Source organism: Tropicimonas sp. IMCC6043 (genome assembly GCF_004146235.1).
Classification (GTDB): domain Bacteria; phylum Pseudomonadota; class Alphaproteobacteria; order Rhodobacterales; family Rhodobacteraceae; genus Tropicimonas.
Map to the genome: position 1 here is coordinate 30,837 of NZ_SELO01000021.1, position 16,309 is coordinate 47,145.

The following is a 16,309-nucleotide window of genomic DNA, read 5'->3' on the forward strand; positions in this document are numbered from 1 at the left end:
AATCCCGAGGCCGGCCTGCGTCCAGGCCCGGCGGGACGCATCGGGACTGGATCCCGGTCTCTCCCCAAAACGTCCTCAGCGTCGCGAAGCGGCAGGGCGAACCCGAGGCCAGTGACAGGGCGGGACCGGACGTGGTCCGGGCCGCTTCGTCACATATTGGGATAGTTCGGCCCGTCTCCGCCCTGCGGAACGGTCCAGGTGATGTTCTGGGCCGGGTCCTTGATATCACAGGTCTTGCAGTGAACGCAGTTCTGGAAATTGATGACAAAGCGCGGCGCCTGCCCCTCCTCCTCGAGGAACTCGTAGACCCCGGCCGGGCAGTAGCGCGCTGAGGGCCCGGCATATTTCGGCAGGTTCACGGTCACCGGCAGCTCCGGATCGGCGAGCTTCAGGTGGCACGGCTGGCTTTCCTCGTGGTTCGTCATCGCGAAGCTCACATTGGTCAGCCGGTCGAAGGAGAGTGTGCCGTCTGGTTTCGGATAGTCGATCGGCTTGTAGGCAGCCGCCGCGCCGGTGGCCTCCGCATCAGTCTTGCCGTGCTTCATGGTGCCGAACGGGTTCCAGCCGGTCATCGAGCCCAGCCACATGTCGATTCCACCAAGGGTCAGCCCGCCGATCAGGCCGTATTTCGACCAGAGCGGCTTTACGTTGCGCACCGGCTTCAGGTCGCGCCCCACCGGCCCGGTCCGCAACGCGGCGTCGTAGCTCTCGAGCGCGTCGCCCGCGCGACCCGCCGCGATCGCGTCCTGCGCCGCCTCGGCGGCCGCCTTGCCCGAATGCATCGCGTTGTGGATCCCCTTGATCCGCGGCACGTTGATCAGCCCCGCAGAGCAGCCGAGCAGGACACCACCCGGAAAGGCCGTCCTGGGAAGCGACTGGAACCCGCCTTCGGAGATTGCCCGCGCCCCGTAGGCCACGCGTTTGCCGCCCTTCAGCAGGTCGGCGACCATCGGATGGTGCTTGAAGCGCTGGAATTCCATGTAGGGGAAGAGATACGGGTTGGCATAGTTCAGGTGGACCACGAAGCCCACGCAGACCTGGTTTCCCTCCATGTGGTAGATGAAGGACCCGCCGCCGGCGTTCTTCCCGAGCGGCCAGCCCATGGTGTGGGTGACCGTGCCCTCTCGGTGCTTCTCGGGGTCGATCTCCCAGATCTCTTTCATGCCGAGGCCGAATTTCGGCACATCGCACTCTGCGTCGAGCGTGTATTTCGCGATGATCTCCTTGGCGAGCGAGCCGCGCACGCCTTCGGAAATGAAAACGTATTTGCCGTTGAGAATCATGCCGGGCTCATAGGCCGGCCCCGGCGTTCCGTCGGATTGCTTGCCGAATTCGCCCGCGACCACGCCCCGGACCTCGCCCGCTTCGCCGTAGACCAGTTCCGAACAGGCCATGCCGGGGAAGATCTCGACTCCCATCTCCTCGGCCTGTTCGGCCATCCAGCGGCAGACATTGCCGAGGCTAACGATATAGCAGTGATGGTTGTTCATCAGCGGCGGCATCATCGCGTTCGGCAGCCGGATCCCGCCGCCTTCGCCCAGCATGTAGAACTCGTCGCGCTTGACCTTCGTCGTGATCGGCGCCCCCCTGTCCCGCCAGTCGGGCATCAACGCGTCGAGCCCTGCAGGGTCCATCACCGCGCCTGAAACGATATGCGCGCCGACCTCGGATCCCTTCTCCAGCACCACAACGCTCAGGTCCGGATCGAGCTGCTTGAGCCGGATCGCGGCCGAGAGGCCCGAGGGTCCGGCCCCCACGATCACGACATCGTAGTCCATCGTTTCGCGGTCTGTCTCGCTCATGTCTCTCCCCGATTCCGGCTTTTTGGCTGTACGAATATTAGCGTCGGCCCTCCCTAGCCGACAGAAAACTGCGCCGTCAATCGCAACGCCGCGCCGCAATGACGCAGCGCAGAAAGTCCCGGCGAGGGTCTCCCGCCGCGCCGCCAACGCTGTTGCCGCGCAACAGAAATCCCAATAGTGTTTCCACATGTCGTATGGTCGTACCAGTTTCGTCGGTCACACGGGCACTTCGGGGACCCCGCCCTCGGGCAATGCAGGAGCCATTCGGGCTCGGGCGGACGCCATACCGGCGGCCTGACGACGGATCACTGGGATGGGAAAGGGAGTCAGGATGGCCAGGGATGCCAGCAAGCCGACCGAAACCGATGCGAGATTGACCCATCCCGGCGAACAGAAGATCCCGGCGGTCGAGGACAAGATCGTTCGCCGAAAGCTCGCACATGAGGTGTTCGATCGGCTCCGGGCAATGATCACCTCCGGCGAACTGGCGCCGGGCGACCCCATCCCGTCCGAGCGCAACCTGATGCAGCGCTTTGGCGTCGGCCGGCCGGCGGTGCGAGAAGCGCTCCAATCGATGGAGACGATGGGGCTCGTCACCATCTCTCACGGTGGCCGAAGCCGGGTGAACGCGTTGTCCCCCGAAAGCGTGCTCGAACGGATGGACGAGGTGGCACAGATCCTTCTGCTGTCGGAGCCCGACCAGCTCGAGCACTTGAAGGAAGCGCGGCGAATGTTCGAGATGGGCATGGTGCGCCTGGCGGCCGAGCGCGCGACCGATGCCGATATTTCCGATCTTCGGACGATCCTGGAGGCGCAGCGCGCGTGCCTGGATGACCCGCGGAGCTTCATCGAGGCCGACATGCGCTTTCACGCCCGGATCGCGGAGATGACCGGAAACCCGATCATGGGGGCCGCCTCGCAGGCGATGCTGCGGTGGCTGCTGCAGTATTACACGGCGCTGCTGCACTGGTCCGGCAATGAGGATACGACTCTTGCGGAACATGAGAAAATCGTTGCCTTGATCGCCGCGCACGACACCGAGGGCAGCGTCGATGCCATGCGCAAGCACCTGGACCGCTCGAGCGACCTGTTCCGGCACGAAGGCGGCTGAGGACGGGAACATTGGGCCGGCTCGACGCGGCCGGCCCATATTCAGCCCGGCGGCGTCACACCCAGGGGCGTGATTGCGCCGCCTGCGCCTCGAACGCGTCGATCGCCGACGCCTTCTCCAGCGTCAGCCCGATATCGTCGAGTCCGTTCAGCAGGCAATGCTTCTTGAACGCGTCGATCTCGAAGGAGATCTCGCCACCATCCGGGCCGGTGATCGTCTGGCTTTCGAGATCCACGGTGATGATCGCGTTGGCGCCGCGTTCGGCATCGTCCATCAGCTTGTCGACATCTTCCTGCGGAAGCGCGATCGGCAGGATGCCGTTCTTGAAGCAGTTATTGTAGAAGATGTCGGCGAAGCTCGGCGCGATCACGCAGCGGATGCCGAAATCCTTGATCGCCCAGGGCGCATGCTCGCGAGAGGAGCCGCAGCCGAAGTTGTCGCCAGCCACGAGGATCTTGGCCTCGCGATAGGCGGGCTTGTTGAGAACGAAATCCTCGTTCTCGTTGCCATCGGCGTCATAACGCATCTCGTCGAAGAGATTGATGCCGAGGCCCTCGCGCTTGATCGTTTTCAGGAACTGCTTGGGGATGATCATGTCGGTGTCGACATTAATCAGCGGCAGGGGGGCGGCGATGCCCGTCAGCGTAGTGAACTTGTCCATTTTCTCTTCCTTCTTGCTCTGCCGGGAGCGCGCGGCTTGCCGGCGGCTGGGAACGGGGAACGCGGCCCGGCGGGGCCGCGGTGATATTCAGAGTTCGTCGGAATTCGCGCGCAGGAAGAGTGCAAGGATCGAGAGCGCCACACCGTTGAACAGAAGCTCGACGCCCAGAAGGATCCCCAACAATCGCGAACTTGCATGCAGGAAATTGGCGAGGATGACGCCGGCCAACAGCGTCGCGAGCGCCCCCGTGACCAGTGTCACGAAGAAATAGCCGGCTTCGCGCTTGCGGTAGGCAGACCCCAAGCGATAGAGGCCCGCCCCGGCGATCACGCCAGCGATCGCGGCGGTGATCGCCATCGTTCCCTCTTCCGGGTTGCGCATGAAGGAGAGGCCGAGCGCCAGCATCAGTGAGCCAAGCATGACCGACAGGAACTTGTTGAACCGTCCGGAATCGGAAAAGCCGACATAGGTCTGCACCGCTCCGGCCAGCACCAGCAGGGCGCCGGTCACCCAGACGATGCCGATCGAAACCGCCGCGGCATTGCCCAGAGCGAGAGTTCCAAGCGCGATCGACACTAAACCCGCGATCAGCCACCTGGCCCACTCACTCATGGCGCTCACTCCCGACAGCCTACTCGCGGTCATCATCGCCGAGCCTACATCAACTCACGGACATCTGTCAGCTTTCCCGTGACGGCAGCAGCCGCGGCCATGGCCGGGCTCATCAGATGCGTTCGCCCCTTAAAGCCCTGACGCCCCTCAAAATTGCGATTCGAGGTTGAGGCACAGCGCTCTTGCGGCGCCAACTGGTCCGGGTTCATCGCCAGGCACATCGAGCATCCTGCGAGGCGCCATTCGAAGCCGGCCGCCTCGAAGATCTCGGCGAGTCCCTCTTCCTCGGCCTGCGCCCGCACCAGGCCGGAGCCGGGCACGACCATGCCCCGCACGCCCTCGGCGATCTTCCGGCCCTTGAGAATCTCGGCGGCGGCGCGCAGGTCCTCGATCCGGCCATTGGTGCAGGACCCGATAAAGACCGCATCGACCGGGATCTCGGAGAGCGGCGTGCCGGGCTCCAGCCCCATGTAGTCCAGGGAACGCCGCGCCGCCTCGACCTTGCCGCCAGTGAAATCCTCGGGCGCCGGCACCTTGCCGGTGATCGGCAGCACGTCCTCGGGCGAGGTGCCCCAGGTCACAACGGGCGCGATGTCCTCGCCCTTGATCGTCACCACCTTGTCGAAATGCGCGCCCTCGTCCGTGTAGAGCGTCTTCCACCAGGCGAGCGCCGCCTCCCACTGCGCGCCTTTCGGCGCGTGCGGCCGCCCCATGACATATTCGAAAGTGGTCTCGTCGGGGGCGATCAGCCCGGCGCGCGCACCGCCCTCGATCGCCATGTTGCAGACCGTCATCCGTCCTTCCATGGAGAGCGCGCGGATCGCCTCGCCGCAATATTCGATGACGTGGCCGGTGCCACCGGCCGTCCCGGTCTTGCCGATTACCGCCAGCGTGATGTCCTTGGCGGTGACGCCCGGACGCAGCTTACCGGTGATCTCCACCTTCATATTCTTCGATTTCTTCTGGATCAGCGTCTGAGTGGCCAGCACATGCTCGACCTCGGAGGTGCCAATGCCATGCGCCAGCGCGCCGAAGGCGCCGTGCGTCGCGGTGTGGCTGTCGCCGCACACCACCGTCATGCCCGGCAGCGTCCAGCCCTGCTCGGGCCCGACAATGTGGACGATGCCCTGGCGGATGTCGCTGACGGGGTAGTAGTTGATGCCGAAGTCGCGAGCGTTGGTGTCAAGCGCCTCGACCTGGATGCGGCTCTCCTCGTTGGTGATCCCGGTTTCGCGGTCGATCGTGGTCGGCACGTTGTGATCCGGCACGGCGATGGTCTTTTCGGGCGCACGAACCTTGCGCCCGGCCATGCGCAGCCCCTCGAAGGCCTGCGGGCTGGTCACCTCGTGGACCAGGTGGCGGTCGATATAGAGCAGGCAGGTTCCATCCTCGGCCTCATGGGCCAGGTGGGCATCCCAGATCTTGTCGTAAAGAGTCTTGGCGGTCATTGGGGGGTCTCTCCCGGTTCGGGTATGTGAAGTAGACAGGGGCGGGCGCCGCATCGCGCGGCGCCGGAAAGACTTTACCCGCGGCCGGTTACGCGGGCGGTCAGTCCGTGGAAGCGCCAGGGCAGGCGCGCGTGATCATCCATGTCGAACTTCATTGCCATTGTTGCCCGATAGCCCAGCCCGTCCCACGCCGCAAGCGGCAGGCACTTGCCCGGAGCGGAAATTGCCTGCAATCCTGCCCCATGGAGCAGGACATCCAGGCTTTTCTCGCCGAGCTTCAGGCGTTCGGACAACAACTCGAAACCTCGGGCCGGCTGCTCTTGCTGCCGTCGCGGTCGCTACAGCTTGGCATCATCGCCGCGCTAATCGGGCTCGCCCAACTCGCGCGCTTCCTGCTGTCGGCGCGGTTGCACGAGGCGATCCGCCGGCTCGAAGGCCGCAGCAAGTCCCAGCTTCGCGCGCTCCTCATGTTGCAACGGCGTGTGGCGCTCATCGCCTTCACGGCGCTCTGCTGGTTCACCGTCTTCGTGATGCGCGACGTGATGGGGCTGTTTCCCTCGCGCAGCTATCTCCTCGTCGTCGTCGGAACGATCTCGCTGGCCTGGCTGCTGATCGGCCTGACCACACGGTTCATCTCCAACCCGTTTCTGCGGCGCGTGGTCAACTGGAGCGCCTGGATCTATGCCACGCTCTATTTCACAGGGCTTCTGGACGACACGACGCAACTGCTCGACTCGATTTCCATCCAGATCCAGAATTTCCGCCTCTCGCTTCTGAACGTGCTGCAGGCGGTGGTGGCAACCGGCACGCTGCTCTTTCTCGCGCGCGTCCTCTCCAATGCAGGTGCCCGTCGGTTGCGGGGCAACGACGACATCTCGCCCTCCATGGGCGTGCTGCTTTCCAAGCTGCTGCAGGCCTTTCTCTATGTTTCGGCGGTCTTCCTCGGCCTGCGCGTGGTCGGGTTCGACCCCACTGGCTTCACCGTTCTTTCCGGCGCCATCGGCGTCGGCATCGGCTTCGGCCTGCAGAAGATCGTCTCCAACATCGTCTCAGGCGCGATCATCCTGATGGACGAGTCGGTCAAGCCCGGCGACGTGATCTCGCTCGGAGAGACTTTCGGCTGGATCCAGTCGCTCGGCGCCCGCTATGTCTCGGTGGTCACCCGCGACGGCAAGGAATACCTGATCCCGAACGAGGACCTGATCACCAGCCAGGTCGTGAACTGGAGCCATTCCGATCAGTTCGTCCGGCTCGACATCCATTTCGGCACCGACTACGCCGATGATCCCTACCTCGTGCGCCGCACTGCAATCACGGCGGCGAAGTCGGTGCCGCGGGTTCTGTCGTCCAAGAGCCCGGTCTGTCACATCACCGGTTTTGGCGACAGCTCGGTCGACTATGTCCTCCGTTTCTGGATCGTCGATCCGACCAAGGGGCTGACCAATGTGCGCGGCGACGTTTTCCTCGCGCTCTGGGACGCCTTCAAGGAAGCCGGGATCAACATCCCGTTCCCGCGCCGCGACCTGCGGATCCTCCCGTCCGACCAACCGCCCGCCGCCGACTGAGCGGCGATTGCAGACCGAATCCACGGGTGCGACAGGGCGTCGCGGGCCTTGATTGCGCTCACATCCGCCCTTTATGACCATTCATCTTGATTCATTCTAAACAGAAAGAGGCCTCCGATGCGTCGGGTCTACAGAGATGTTCACATCGGTCTGATCTCGGCCCTGCTGCTGGCGGTCATCGCCTTCGAAGCGGGTGCCGCGGGCCTGCTGTCGCCGTGGTCCGGCGACGTGGCGGAGACCAGATCTGCCCGCTAATCCCGCGTTCATGTCGCAATTCGTCGCCCGGAGTGGCGAAATACGCGCAATTTCGCGCGTTTCCTTCGCCGTCGTTGAGACGTCACAATCCCGGTGCTATGTTGGAGATATGTCCAGCGCCGGGACACGGTCGGCGCGTTACCAGGAGGGCAATGTCCTGTCTCACCATGCGGAGGCCGCCACGCCAACGGCGGCAGAAGAGGCATCCATGACGATGCCGCACGAGTTCGAAACGGCGACGGTTCAGACGTTGCTAGAACGCATCCTTTCGTCTCTCGCTGAAGACAAGGCCGAAGACGTGGTCGTGATCGACCTGCGCGGCAAGTCCGAGATGGCCGACAGCATGGTCGTCTGCTCGGGCCGCTCATCGCGCCAGGTGGCGGCGATCTCGGAGAAGCTCGTGGAGCGGCTCAAGGTCGATCCCGGCGTGAATTCGAAGGTCGAGGGCAAGGAAACCGGCGACTGGGTGCTGATCGACGCGGGCGACGTGATCGTCCACGTGTTCCGGCCCGAGGTGCGCGACTTCTACCAGCTCGAAAAGATGTGGCTTCCCGCGGGAAGCGCCAAGCGGACCGGCTCCCAGGCCTGATGCGGCTCCATATCGTGGCCGTCGGCCGTCTGAGGTCGGGGCCCGAGGCGGAGTTGATCTCGGACTATTGCCAGCGTGCGGAACGCTCCGGGCGTCCCCTCGGGATTTCGAAAGTGTCGGTGACCGAGATCGACGAGCGCAAGGGCGGCTCGAAATCCGGTGAGGCGGCGTTGCTGGAACGGGCCCTGCCCAAGGGTGCGGCGATTGTTGCGCTGGACGAGCGTGGCAGGAACCTCACCTCCCCGGCTTTCGCGGACCGAATTGCGGGCTGGCGGGATGCCGGCTGCCAGGATCTCGCCTTCCTGATCGGTGGTGCGGACGGGCTCGATCCCGCGCTTGTCGCCCGCGCCGATCTGGCGCTTTCCTTCGGCAAGATGGTCTGGCCGCACATGCTCGCCCGGGTGATGCTCTCCGAACAGATCTACCGCGCCGTTTCCATCCTCTCGGGAAGCCCCTATCACCGCGCCTGAGCCGGGCGGGCAACGATCGCGTCCCGAACCGATGCCGCGTCGACGCCGGATAATTCTTTCATGGATACGCTTTTCTTCATTGCATCGAAGCTGGTCTGGGGCGTTCTGCAACCCCAGACTTGGCTCCTGGTCGGCGCGGCGCTTGCTTGCCTGGCGGCGTGGCGCGGCCGTCTCCGCGCGACGCGTGCCCTGACGTCGCTTCTCCTTGCCCTGATCCTCGCTATCGGCACCCTCCCGGTTGCGGACGGGCTGCTGGCCTCTCTCGAATCCCGCTATCCGGCCAATCCTCCGGTGGAGAACGTCACCGGTATCCTCGTGCTTGGCGGCGGCGAGCGGTGGCCACGCCACGGCCAGCCGCAAGTGAACGAGGGGGGCGAGCGCTTCATCGAAGCGATCTCCCTCGCCCGACGGTTTCCGGAGGCGCACGTCGTCTTTTCGGGTGGCAGCGGCGCGTTGCGCGATCTCGGGACGGTCCCCGGCAAGTCCGCTGAGACGGCCGAACTCATCTTTCGCGGCGCCGGCATCGCACCCGAGCGCCTGACTTTCGAAAATGCCTCGCGCAACACCGCCGAGAACGCCGCCTTTACCCTCGACCTGGTGACGCCGACGCAGGGCGACACCTGGCTGCTGGTAACCTCCGCCTTTCACATGCCGCGCGCCTATCGCAGCTTCGAGCGCGCGGGCTGGCCGGGCCTCGTTGCCTGGCCGGTGGATTTCCGCGCCGCCGGCGGCGTCCATCTCGGCTGGTTCCTTCCGGAAAATCTCCTCGGCCTGGATATTGCGCTCAAGGAGTATCTCGGCCTCGTCGTCTACGGCGTGACCCGGCGCTGAGCCGGTCGCAGCCATGCGCCGCATGAATTTGCGGATTTCCACCCCTGCGGCGCTCTATCGGTTCCAATCGAGCGCCAACGGCACTAGGAAAGCGGCAACCAAGGAGACCTCCCCATGAGCATTCCCAAACCTGTCGTTCTGTGCATCCTCGATGGCTGGGGCATCGGCACCAAGCCGCCGGAAGTCGAGGGTAACTCGCCGGTGCTGGCCGAAACGCCGACGTATGACCGGCTTATGGCGAACTGGCCGCATGCGACGCTCGTCACCTTCGGCAACGATGTCGGCCTGCCGACCGGGCAGATGGGCAATTCCGAGGTCGGCCACACCAATATCGGTGCGGGCCGCGTCGTCGCCATGGATCTCGGCCAGATCGACCTCGCGATCGAGGATGGCTCCTTCCCGAAGAAGGAAGCGCTGCAGCGCTTCATCGCCAAGCTCAAGGAGACCGGCGGCACGGCGCATCTCTCCGGGCTTGTCTCGCCCGGCGGCGTGCATTCGCACCAACGCCACATCGTAGAGGCCGCCCGCGTGATCGCCGCAGCCGGCGTCCCGGTGCAGATCATCGCGCTGACGGACGGCCGTGACGTGCCGCCGAAGTCCGGCGCGGGCCAGGTGTCGGATTTCGAGGCCGCGCTACCGGACGGGGCAAAAGTCGGCGGCGTCGTTGGCCGCTATTTCGCCATGGACCGGGACAACCGCTGGGACCGCGTGCAGCAGGGCTTTGACCTCTTCGTTTCCGGCAAGGGCGACTACGACGCCCCAAGCGGCGCCGCCGCCTGCGAAGCCGCCTACGCGCGCGGCGAAACGGATGAATTCATCAAGGCCACGAAGATCGAGGACTATGTCCAGCCGAAGGACGGCGACGGCCTGCTCTTCCTCAACTTCCGCGCCGACCGCGCGCGCGAGATCCTCGCCGCCCTCGCCGACCCGGACTTCGATGAATTCGACGCCTCCGCCCGGCCGACTTGGGGCGCAGTCTGCGGCATGGTCGAGTATTCCGACCGCCACAACGAATACATGGACGTGATCTTCCCGGCGCAGGACATCGTCAACACGCTGGGCGAGTGGGTCTCCAGGCAGGGCAAGACGCAGTTCCGCCTCGCCGAGACGGAGAAATACCCGCATGTCACCTTTTTCCTCAATGGTGGGGTCGAGACGCCCTATCCCGGCGAGGACCGTTTCATGCCGAAATCGCCCAAGGTCGCGACCTACGATCTGCAACCGGAGATGTCGGCGCCCGAGGTGACGGAGAAATTCGTCGAGGCGATCGAGAAGGGCTACGACCTGATCGTGACCAACTATGCCAACCCCGACATGGTCGGCCATACCGGCATCTTGGACGCGGCCAAGGCCGCCTGCCACGCGGTGGATTCGGGGCTGGGCCAGGTCGTCGCGGCGCTGGAGAAGGCGGGCGGCGCAATGCTCGTGATCGCCGATCACGGCAATTGCGAGACGATGTTCGCCGAGGATGGCGGACCGCACACGGCGCATACGACCAATCTCGTGCCGGTGATCCTGTTCAATGGCCCCGAAGGCGCGACGCTGCATTCGGGCCGGCTGGCCGACGTGGCGCCGACCATCCTCGAGCTGATGGGGCTCGAGCAGCCCGCGGAGATGACCGGCAAGAGCCTGATCGACGGATGATCCACGGCGGTCTCGCCCGGGCGGTCTGGCTTGCCGCGACGCTCCTGGCGGCCCCCGCGGCATCCGCCGAGACGGGCCCCGTCCAGCTCGCCGAGGAGGCCATCGCGAGGATCGAGGCCGCCTCTGCCTCGCTGGAGGCGGCCGAGGGCGCCCGCGACCGGGTGCGCGCGCTGACCGAAACCGTTCAGGCCTACGAGGAAGGTCTCGCCGCCCTGCGCGCCGGCATGCGGCAGGCCGCGCGCGAGGAGCGCATCCTGAGCGCGGTGCTCGAGGCGCGCGAAGTCGAGGTCGCGCAGTTCATCGGCGCGCTTGCCGCCATGGGGCGCGCGCCGGCGCCGCTCCTGCTGCTGCATCCAGCCGGACCGCTCGGCACCGCCCGCTCCGGCATGCTGGCCAGCGAGATCGCGCCGGAAATCGACGCCCGAGCGGAGGAACTGCGCAACGAGCTGCGTCAGCTCGCGGTCCTGCGTGCGTTGCAGGAGAGCGCGGCCGAGTCGCTCCAGTCAGGCATGCAGGGCGTCCAGGACGCGCGCACTGCGCTTTCCCGGGCGATGGCCGAACGCACCGACCTGCCGCGCCGCTTCACCGCCGATCCCGAGGCAATGCGCCAGCTTCTTGAGACCGCTGATTCGCTCGAAAGCTTCGCCGCCGGCCTGACCTCGCTCGGACCAGCCGGCGCCGGCGCGGACGACTTCCTGGCCCTCAAGGGTGCGCTGACACCCCCCGTACAATCGATCCTTCTGCGCGGTTTCAACGAGCCGGACGCGGCCGGCGTCGCGCGCCCCGGATGGCTTCTCGCCACCCGCCCCGGTGCACTTGTCACGGCGCCCGCCGAGGGAACGATCCGCTACCTCGGCCCGCTTCTCGACTACGGAAACGTGATGATCCTTGAGCCCGCGGACGGCATTCTTCTGGTGCTTGCCGGTCTCGGGATCGTCTATGGTGCGCCGGGCGACGTCGTGCAGGCCGGCGCACCGCTCGGGCTGATGGGCGGCGCACCTGCGGGTGAGTTTGTCGCGGAAGCCCAAGTTGGTGGTGGCGCCGAGCGGAGCGAAACGCTTTATATGGAACTGAGACAGGGCGAGGTGCCGGTGGATCCGGCCGCGTGGTTCGCCCCGATACAGGGAGACTGAGAACCGCATGAAGAAGTTCGTGATGGCCGCGATCGGTGGCATCGTGGCAGGTGGCGTGCTGACCACGCAGATAGCGGGCCCGCTGATCGCCCAGGAAGCGCAGAACAACAGCTCGGTCTACGAGCAACTCGACCTGTTCGGCGACATCTTCGAGCGGATCCGCGCACAATATGTCGAGGATGTCGACGAGAAGGAACTGATCGAGGCCGCGATCAACGGCATGCTGGTCTCGCTCGACCCGCATTCGAGCTATCTCTCGCCCGACGACGCTGACGACATGCGGGTGCAGACCCGCGGCGAGTTCGGCGGTCTCGGCATCGAGGTGACGCAGGAAGAGGGCTTCGTGAAGGTCGTCTCGCCGATCGACGACACGCCGGCCGACGAGGCGGGAATCGAGGCGGGCGATTTCATCACACACGTGGACGGCGAGAGCGTGCTCGGCCTGACCCTCGATGACGCGGTGGACCTGATGCGCGGCCCGGTCGGCTCGGAGATCGTCATCACCGTGGTGCGCGAAGGCGTGGACGAGCCCTTCGACGTCACCATCGTGCGCGACACCATCAAGCTCACCGCGGTACGGACCCGCACTCAAGGCGACACTGTCGTGCTGCGCGTGACCACCTTCAACGACCAGACCTACCCGAACCTCGAGGACGGCCTCAAGGAAGCGGTCGAGGAACTTGGCGGCATGGAGAAGGTCAACGGCTTCGTGCTCGACCTGCGCAACAACCCGGGCGGGCTCCTCACTCAGGCAATCAAGGTGTCGGACGCCTTCCTCGACAAGGGCGAGATCGTCTCGACTCGTGGCCGCGACCCGCAGGACAGCGACCGCTACAACGCCTCCGAAGGCGACCTCGCGGTGGGCAAGCCGATCGTGGTGCTTATCAATGGCGGCTCCGCCTCGGCCTCCGAGATCGTCACCGGCGCGCTGCAGGATCACCGCCGCGCCATCGTCGTCGGCACCAAGAGCTTCGGCAAGGGGTCGGTGCAGACGGTGATGCCGCTCAAGGGCGACGGCGCGATGCGGCTGACCACGGCGCGCTATTACACCCCCTCGGGCCGTTCGATCCAGGCGCTCGGCATCTCGCCCGACATTGTCGTCGAGCAACCGCGCCGCGACCCGGCGGCGACCGAGGAAGAAGATGACACGCCGGTCAACCGCTTCTCGCGCTCCGAGGCGGACCTGCGTGGCCGGCTCGACAATGACAGCCTCACCGAGGACGAGCGGCGGCAGATCGAAGAGGAACAGCAGAAGGCGGAAGACGCCGCGGCGCTGCGCGAGGAGGATTACCAGCTCGCCTATGCCATCGACATCCTCAAGGGCCTCTCGGCACTCGACCCGGCACAATAAGTCGATCGCGACTGTTTCGAAAGACGGGCGGCCCGGCGGGCCGCCCGTTCCATTCGCGGGGCTGCGTCCGGCCTCTTGCCAGCGGAGTGCCGGCGCCGGATAAGAGCGCCATGACCAAGGATCCGTCCAAGCTCCCGTATCGCCCCTGCGTCGGCATCGTGCTCACCAATGCCGAGGGCGATGTCTTTGTCGGACAACGGCTCGATTCCGATGTGCCGGCCTGGCAGATGCCGCAGGGCGGGATCGACAAGGGCGAAAACTGGCGCGAGGCGGCGCTGCGCGAGCTTTGGGAAGAGACCGGGGTGCATGCCGACCTGGTGCATTTCGTCGCCGAGACCGAGGGCTGGCTGCGCTATGACCTGCCGGCTCACCTGCTCGGCAAAGTCTGGAAGGGCAAATACCGCGGCCAGGAGCAGAAATGGGTCCTCCTGCGCTTTCTCGGCCGCGACGACCAGATCCGGATCGACACCGAGCACCCGGAATTCTCCGAGTGGCGCTGGCTGCCGGCGAAGGAACTGGTCGCCAACATCGTGCCCTTCAAGCGTGGGGTCTACGAGCAAGTGATTGCGGCCTTCGCGGATCACCTGTGAAGGTCATTCCGCCCGCAGCGTGGCCTCATCCTGCGCGAGAAACCAGTCATAGGTCTCGCGAATGCCGCGATCGAGCGGAATGCGGGCCTGCCAGCCGAGCCGCTGCAGCCGGCTCACGTCCATCAGCTTTCGCATCGCACCATCGGGCTTGCTCGAGTCGAAGATGATTCGCCCGGCAAAGCCCGTGACCTCGGCGATCCGCTCGGCCAGGTTGCGGATCGAGACATCCGTACCGGATCCCACGTTGATATGGCTCAGCATCGGCCGTGTCTCGCGCGCATAGGTCTCGGGATCGAGACCGAGCACGAAGAGCGCGGCCTCGGCCATGTCGTCGACATGAAGAAACTCCCGCATCGGCCGGCCGGTACCCCAGACGACCACCTCCGCGTCGCCGCGCTGCGCTGCACGGTGGAAGCGACGCATCAGCGCCGGAAGCACATGGCTGTTCTCCGGGTGGAAATTGTCGCCGGGCCCATAGAGATTCGTCGGCATGACCGATCGGAAATCGGTGCCGTATTGCCGGTTGTAGCTCTCGCAGAGCTTGATCCCGGCGATCTTGGCAATGGCGTAGGGCTCGTTGGTCGGTTCGAGAACGCCGGTCAGCAGGGCATCCTCGCGCATCGGCTGCGGCGCGGCCCGCGGGTAGATGCAGGAAGATCCGAGCTGCAGAAGCTTGCGCACTCCCGCGGCAAAGGCCTGGTGGATCACGTTGCACTCGATCATCAGGTTTTCGTAGATGAACGCGGCAGGATAGCTGTCGTTGGCATGGATGCCGCCGACCTTCGCGGCCGTGAGGATGACCTGGTCGGGGCGCTCGGCGGCGAGGAAATCGCGCACCGCGGCCTGGTCGGTCAGATCGAGCTCGGCGGAGCTTCGCGTCACCAGTTCGATCTGCCGTCCCGCTGCCCGCTGAGCCTCGAGACGCCGCAGGATCGCGCCGCCCACCATGCCCCGGTGTCCCGCAAGATAGATCTTCATCCCGCTGATCCGCCTTCCCGGCTGACCGGGAGGTCATAACCATGCGACTTGAGCAGCGCATGCCGCCGTGCGCTCGCGAGATCCACCGCGACCATCTCCGCGCAGACCTCCTGCGCGGTGATTTCGGGCACCCAGCCGAGCCGTTGCCGCGCCTTGGACGGATCGCCCAGCAACGTCTGGACCTCCGCGGGCCGGAAGTAGCGCGGGTCGATCCGCAGGATCACGTCGCCCTGCTTGACCGCCGGCGCCGCGTCGCCCTCAACGCGCTCCACAACACCGATCTCGCCAACGCCCTCTCCTTCGAACCGGAGTTCGATGCCAAGCTCGCGCGCCGACCAGTCGATGAACTGGCGGACCGAGTATTGCTGACCGGTGGCGATCACGAAATCGTCCGGCTCCTCCTGTTGCAGCATCAGCCACTGCATGCGGACATAGTCCCTTGCGTGACCCCAGTCCCGCATCGCGTCGATATTGCCCATGTAGAGGCATTGCTCGAGCCCCTGGGCGATGTTGGCGAGGCCGCGGGTGATCTTCCGGGTCACGAAGGTCTCTCCACGGCGCGGACTCTCGTGGTTGAACAGGATCCCGTTGCAGGCATAGAGGCCATAGGCCTCGCGGTAGTTCACGCAGATCCAGTGCGCATAGAGCTTGGCCACGGCATAGGGCGAGCGCGGGTGAAACGGCGTGGTCTCGCGCTGCGGCATGTCCTGCACCAGCCCGTAGAGCTCGGAACTCGAGGCCTGGTAGAACCGCGTCCGCTGCTCGAGGCCGAGAAACCGGATCGCCTCCAGCAGCCGCAAAGTGCCGATTGCATCGACATCGGCAGTGTATTCTGGCGCCTCGAAACTGACCGCGACATGGCTCTGTGCGCCGAGGTTGTAGATCTCGTCCGGCTGCACCTGCGACACGATCCGGGTCAGGTTCGACGTGTCGGTCAGGTCCCCGTGATGCAGGATGAAGCGGGCATGGTCGACATGCGGGTCCTGATAGATGTGATCCACCCGTTGGGTATTGAACATCGAGGCGCGGCGTTTGATGCCATGCACCTCGTATCCTTTTTCCAGCAGGAACTCGGCGAGATAGGAGCCGTCCTGCCCGGTGACGCCGGTGATGAGGGCCGTCTTGGTCATGGATTGTGTTGCTCCCCTGTCGCCGATTCGTCTCCTGCCGATTGGTGCCGCGCCCGGCAGCAGGGGTCCATCCGCAAATGCACCCGGCCGTGGAGAAAGCGGAAAGACCGCCGATCCGCGTGCCCGCTACCCGGACGCG

The 16,309-nt window shown here is 65.4% G+C and carries 17 protein-coding genes; 10 read left to right on the forward strand and 7 right to left on the reverse strand.

The window, feature by feature from the left end; all coding sequences use genetic code 11:
• Positions 1-149 precede the first annotated feature (149 nt).
• Entirely contained in the window at positions 150-1,802 is a 1,653-nt protein-coding gene (locus EU800_RS17240) for an electron transfer flavoprotein-ubiquinone oxidoreductase (protein ID WP_129634270.1), read from the reverse strand.
• A 331-nt stretch (positions 1,803-2,133) separates the two neighbouring features.
• Here EU800_RS17240 and EU800_RS17245 point away from each other — a divergent pair, with 331 nt between their 5' ends.
• A complete protein-coding gene (locus EU800_RS17245; protein WP_129634271.1) occupies positions 2,134-2,913 on the forward strand; it encodes a transcriptional regulator NanR in 780 nt (259 codons plus the stop codon).
• A 55-nt stretch (positions 2,914-2,968) separates the two neighbouring features.
• On the opposite strand, the gene leuD is transcribed toward EU800_RS17245, so the two are convergent.
• The 4 genes from leuD to EU800_RS26935 form a co-directional block, all read right to left on the reverse strand.
• Positions 2,969-3,574, reverse strand: a complete 606-nt coding sequence (gene leuD / locus EU800_RS17250; protein WP_129634272.1) for a 3-isopropylmalate dehydratase small subunit — start codon at positions 3,572-3,574, stop codon at positions 2,969-2,971.
• Between the two features lie 87 nt (positions 3,575-3,661).
• Positions 3,662-4,186, reverse strand: coding sequence for an HdeD family acid-resistance protein (locus tag EU800_RS17255; RefSeq protein WP_165354712.1), 525 nt, complete (start codon positions 4,184-4,186; stop codon positions 3,662-3,664).
• A gap of 44 nt (positions 4,187-4,230) precedes the next feature.
• Positions 4,231-5,634, reverse strand: a complete 1,404-nt coding sequence (gene leuC / locus EU800_RS17260; RefSeq protein ID WP_129634274.1) for a 3-isopropylmalate dehydratase large subunit — start codon at positions 5,632-5,634, stop codon at positions 4,231-4,233.
• A gap of 74 nt (positions 5,635-5,708) precedes the next feature.
• Positions 5,709-5,867 carry a hypothetical protein gene (locus tag EU800_RS26935; protein ID WP_165354710.1) on the reverse strand — a complete coding sequence of 53 codons (159 nt, stop codon included), beginning with the start codon at positions 5,865-5,867 and terminating at the stop codon, positions 5,709-5,711.
• A gap of 9 nt (positions 5,868-5,876) precedes the next feature.
• Between EU800_RS26935 and EU800_RS17265 the strand changes: the two genes are divergently transcribed.
• The 9 genes from EU800_RS17265 (at position 5,877) to EU800_RS17300 (ending at position 14,062) form a co-directional block, all read left to right on the forward strand.
• Positions 5,877-7,199, forward strand: a complete 1,323-nt coding sequence (locus tag EU800_RS17265; protein ID WP_129634275.1) for a mechanosensitive ion channel family protein — start codon at positions 5,877-5,879, stop codon at positions 7,197-7,199.
• A 117-nt stretch (positions 7,200-7,316) separates the two neighbouring features.
• On the forward strand, positions 7,317-7,454 hold the full coding sequence (locus EU800_RS26940; RefSeq protein ID WP_165354713.1) for a hypothetical protein: 138 nt from the start codon (positions 7,317-7,319) through the stop codon (positions 7,452-7,454).
• 208 nt (positions 7,455-7,662) lie between these two features.
• Positions 7,663-8,043: a ribosome silencing factor gene (gene rsfS / locus EU800_RS17270; protein WP_242500613.1), complete on the forward strand. Its 381-nt coding sequence runs from the start codon at positions 7,663-7,665 to the stop codon at positions 8,041-8,043.
• Positions 8,043-8,513: a 23S rRNA (pseudouridine(1915)-N(3))-methyltransferase RlmH gene (gene rlmH / locus EU800_RS17275; RefSeq protein ID WP_129634277.1), complete on the forward strand. Its 471-nt coding sequence runs from the start codon at positions 8,043-8,045 to the stop codon at positions 8,511-8,513. The genes rsfS and rlmH overlap by 1 nt, the downstream gene beginning before the upstream one ends.
• A gap of 60 nt (positions 8,514-8,573) precedes the next feature.
• Entirely contained in the window at positions 8,574-9,344 is a 771-nt protein-coding gene (locus EU800_RS17280; RefSeq protein ID WP_129634278.1) for a YdcF family protein, read from the forward strand.
• A 114-nt stretch (positions 9,345-9,458) separates the two neighbouring features.
• Complete coding sequence (gene gpmI / locus EU800_RS17285) at positions 9,459-10,988, forward strand: 2,3-bisphosphoglycerate-independent phosphoglycerate mutase (RefSeq protein ID WP_129634279.1); 1,530 nt, start codon at positions 9,459-9,461, stop codon at positions 10,986-10,988.
• Positions 10,985-12,121, forward strand: a complete 1,137-nt coding sequence (locus EU800_RS17290) for a murein hydrolase activator EnvC (RefSeq protein ID WP_129634280.1) — start codon at positions 10,985-10,987, stop codon at positions 12,119-12,121. The genes gpmI and EU800_RS17290 overlap by 4 nt, the downstream gene beginning before the upstream one ends.
• 7 nt (positions 12,122-12,128) lie before the next feature.
• A complete protein-coding gene (locus EU800_RS17295; protein ID WP_129634281.1) occupies positions 12,129-13,472 on the forward strand; it encodes a S41 family peptidase in 1,344 nt (447 codons plus the stop codon).
• Positions 13,473-13,582: 110 nt separating this feature from the next.
• Positions 13,583-14,062, forward strand: coding sequence for an RNA pyrophosphohydrolase (locus tag EU800_RS17300; protein WP_129634282.1), 480 nt, complete (start codon positions 13,583-13,585; stop codon positions 14,060-14,062).
• A 3-nt stretch (positions 14,063-14,065) separates the two neighbouring features.
• Here the strand turns inward: EU800_RS17300 and EU800_RS17305 are convergent, their stop codons facing one another.
• Complete coding sequence (locus EU800_RS17305; RefSeq protein ID WP_129634283.1) at positions 14,066-15,040, reverse strand: GDP-L-fucose synthase; 975 nt, start codon at positions 15,038-15,040, stop codon at positions 14,066-14,068.
• Positions 15,037-16,170: a GDP-mannose 4,6-dehydratase gene (gene gmd / locus EU800_RS17310; protein ID WP_129634284.1), complete on the reverse strand. Its 1,134-nt coding sequence runs from the start codon at positions 16,168-16,170 to the stop codon at positions 15,037-15,039. The genes EU800_RS17305 and gmd overlap by 4 nt, the downstream gene beginning before the upstream one ends.
• Positions 16,171-16,309: the final 139 nt, after the last annotated feature.

What these genes read in the sequence shown, in the direction of transcription:
- EU800_RS17240 (WP_129634270.1), bottom strand. Translation starts at nt 1,802, where the DNA reads ATGAGCGAGACAGACCGCGAAACGATGGACTACGATGTCGTGATCGTG.
- EU800_RS17245 (WP_129634271.1), top strand. Translation starts at nt 2,134, where the DNA reads ATGGCCAGGGATGCCAGCAAGCCGACCGAAACCGATGCGAGATTGACC.
- leuD (WP_129634272.1), bottom strand. Translation starts at nt 3,574, where the DNA reads ATGGACAAGTTCACTACGCTGACGGGCATCGCCGCCCCCCTGCCGCTG.
- EU800_RS17255 (WP_165354712.1), bottom strand. Translation starts at nt 4,186, where the DNA reads ATGAGTGAGTGGGCCAGGTGGCTGATCGCGGGTTTAGTGTCGATCGCG.
- leuC (WP_129634274.1), bottom strand. Translation starts at nt 5,634, where the DNA reads ATGACCGCCAAGACTCTTTACGACAAGATCTGGGATGCCCACCTGGCC.
- EU800_RS17265 (WP_129634275.1), top strand. Translation starts at nt 5,877, where the DNA reads ATGGAGCAGGACATCCAGGCTTTTCTCGCCGAGCTTCAGGCGTTCGGA.
- EU800_RS26940 (WP_165354713.1), top strand. Translation starts at nt 7,317, where the DNA reads ATGCGTCGGGTCTACAGAGATGTTCACATCGGTCTGATCTCGGCCCTG.
- rsfS (WP_242500613.1), top strand. Translation starts at nt 7,663, where the DNA reads ATGACGATGCCGCACGAGTTCGAAACGGCGACGGTTCAGACGTTGCTA.
- rlmH (WP_129634277.1), top strand. Translation starts at nt 8,043, where the DNA reads ATGCGGCTCCATATCGTGGCCGTCGGCCGTCTGAGGTCGGGGCCCGAG.
- EU800_RS17280 (WP_129634278.1), top strand. Translation starts at nt 8,574, where the DNA reads ATGGATACGCTTTTCTTCATTGCATCGAAGCTGGTCTGGGGCGTTCTG.
- gpmI (WP_129634279.1), top strand. Translation starts at nt 9,459, where the DNA reads ATGAGCATTCCCAAACCTGTCGTTCTGTGCATCCTCGATGGCTGGGGC.
- EU800_RS17290 (WP_129634280.1), top strand. Translation starts at nt 10,985, where the DNA reads ATGATCCACGGCGGTCTCGCCCGGGCGGTCTGGCTTGCCGCGACGCTC.
- EU800_RS17295 (WP_129634281.1), top strand. Translation starts at nt 12,129, where the DNA reads ATGAAGAAGTTCGTGATGGCCGCGATCGGTGGCATCGTGGCAGGTGGC.
- EU800_RS17300 (WP_129634282.1), top strand. Translation starts at nt 13,583, where the DNA reads ATGACCAAGGATCCGTCCAAGCTCCCGTATCGCCCCTGCGTCGGCATC.
- EU800_RS17305 (WP_129634283.1), bottom strand. Translation starts at nt 15,040, where the DNA reads ATGAAGATCTATCTTGCGGGACACCGGGGCATGGTGGGCGGCGCGATC.
- gmd (WP_129634284.1), bottom strand. Translation starts at nt 16,170, where the DNA reads ATGACCAAGACGGCCCTCATCACCGGCGTCACCGGGCAGGACGGCTCC.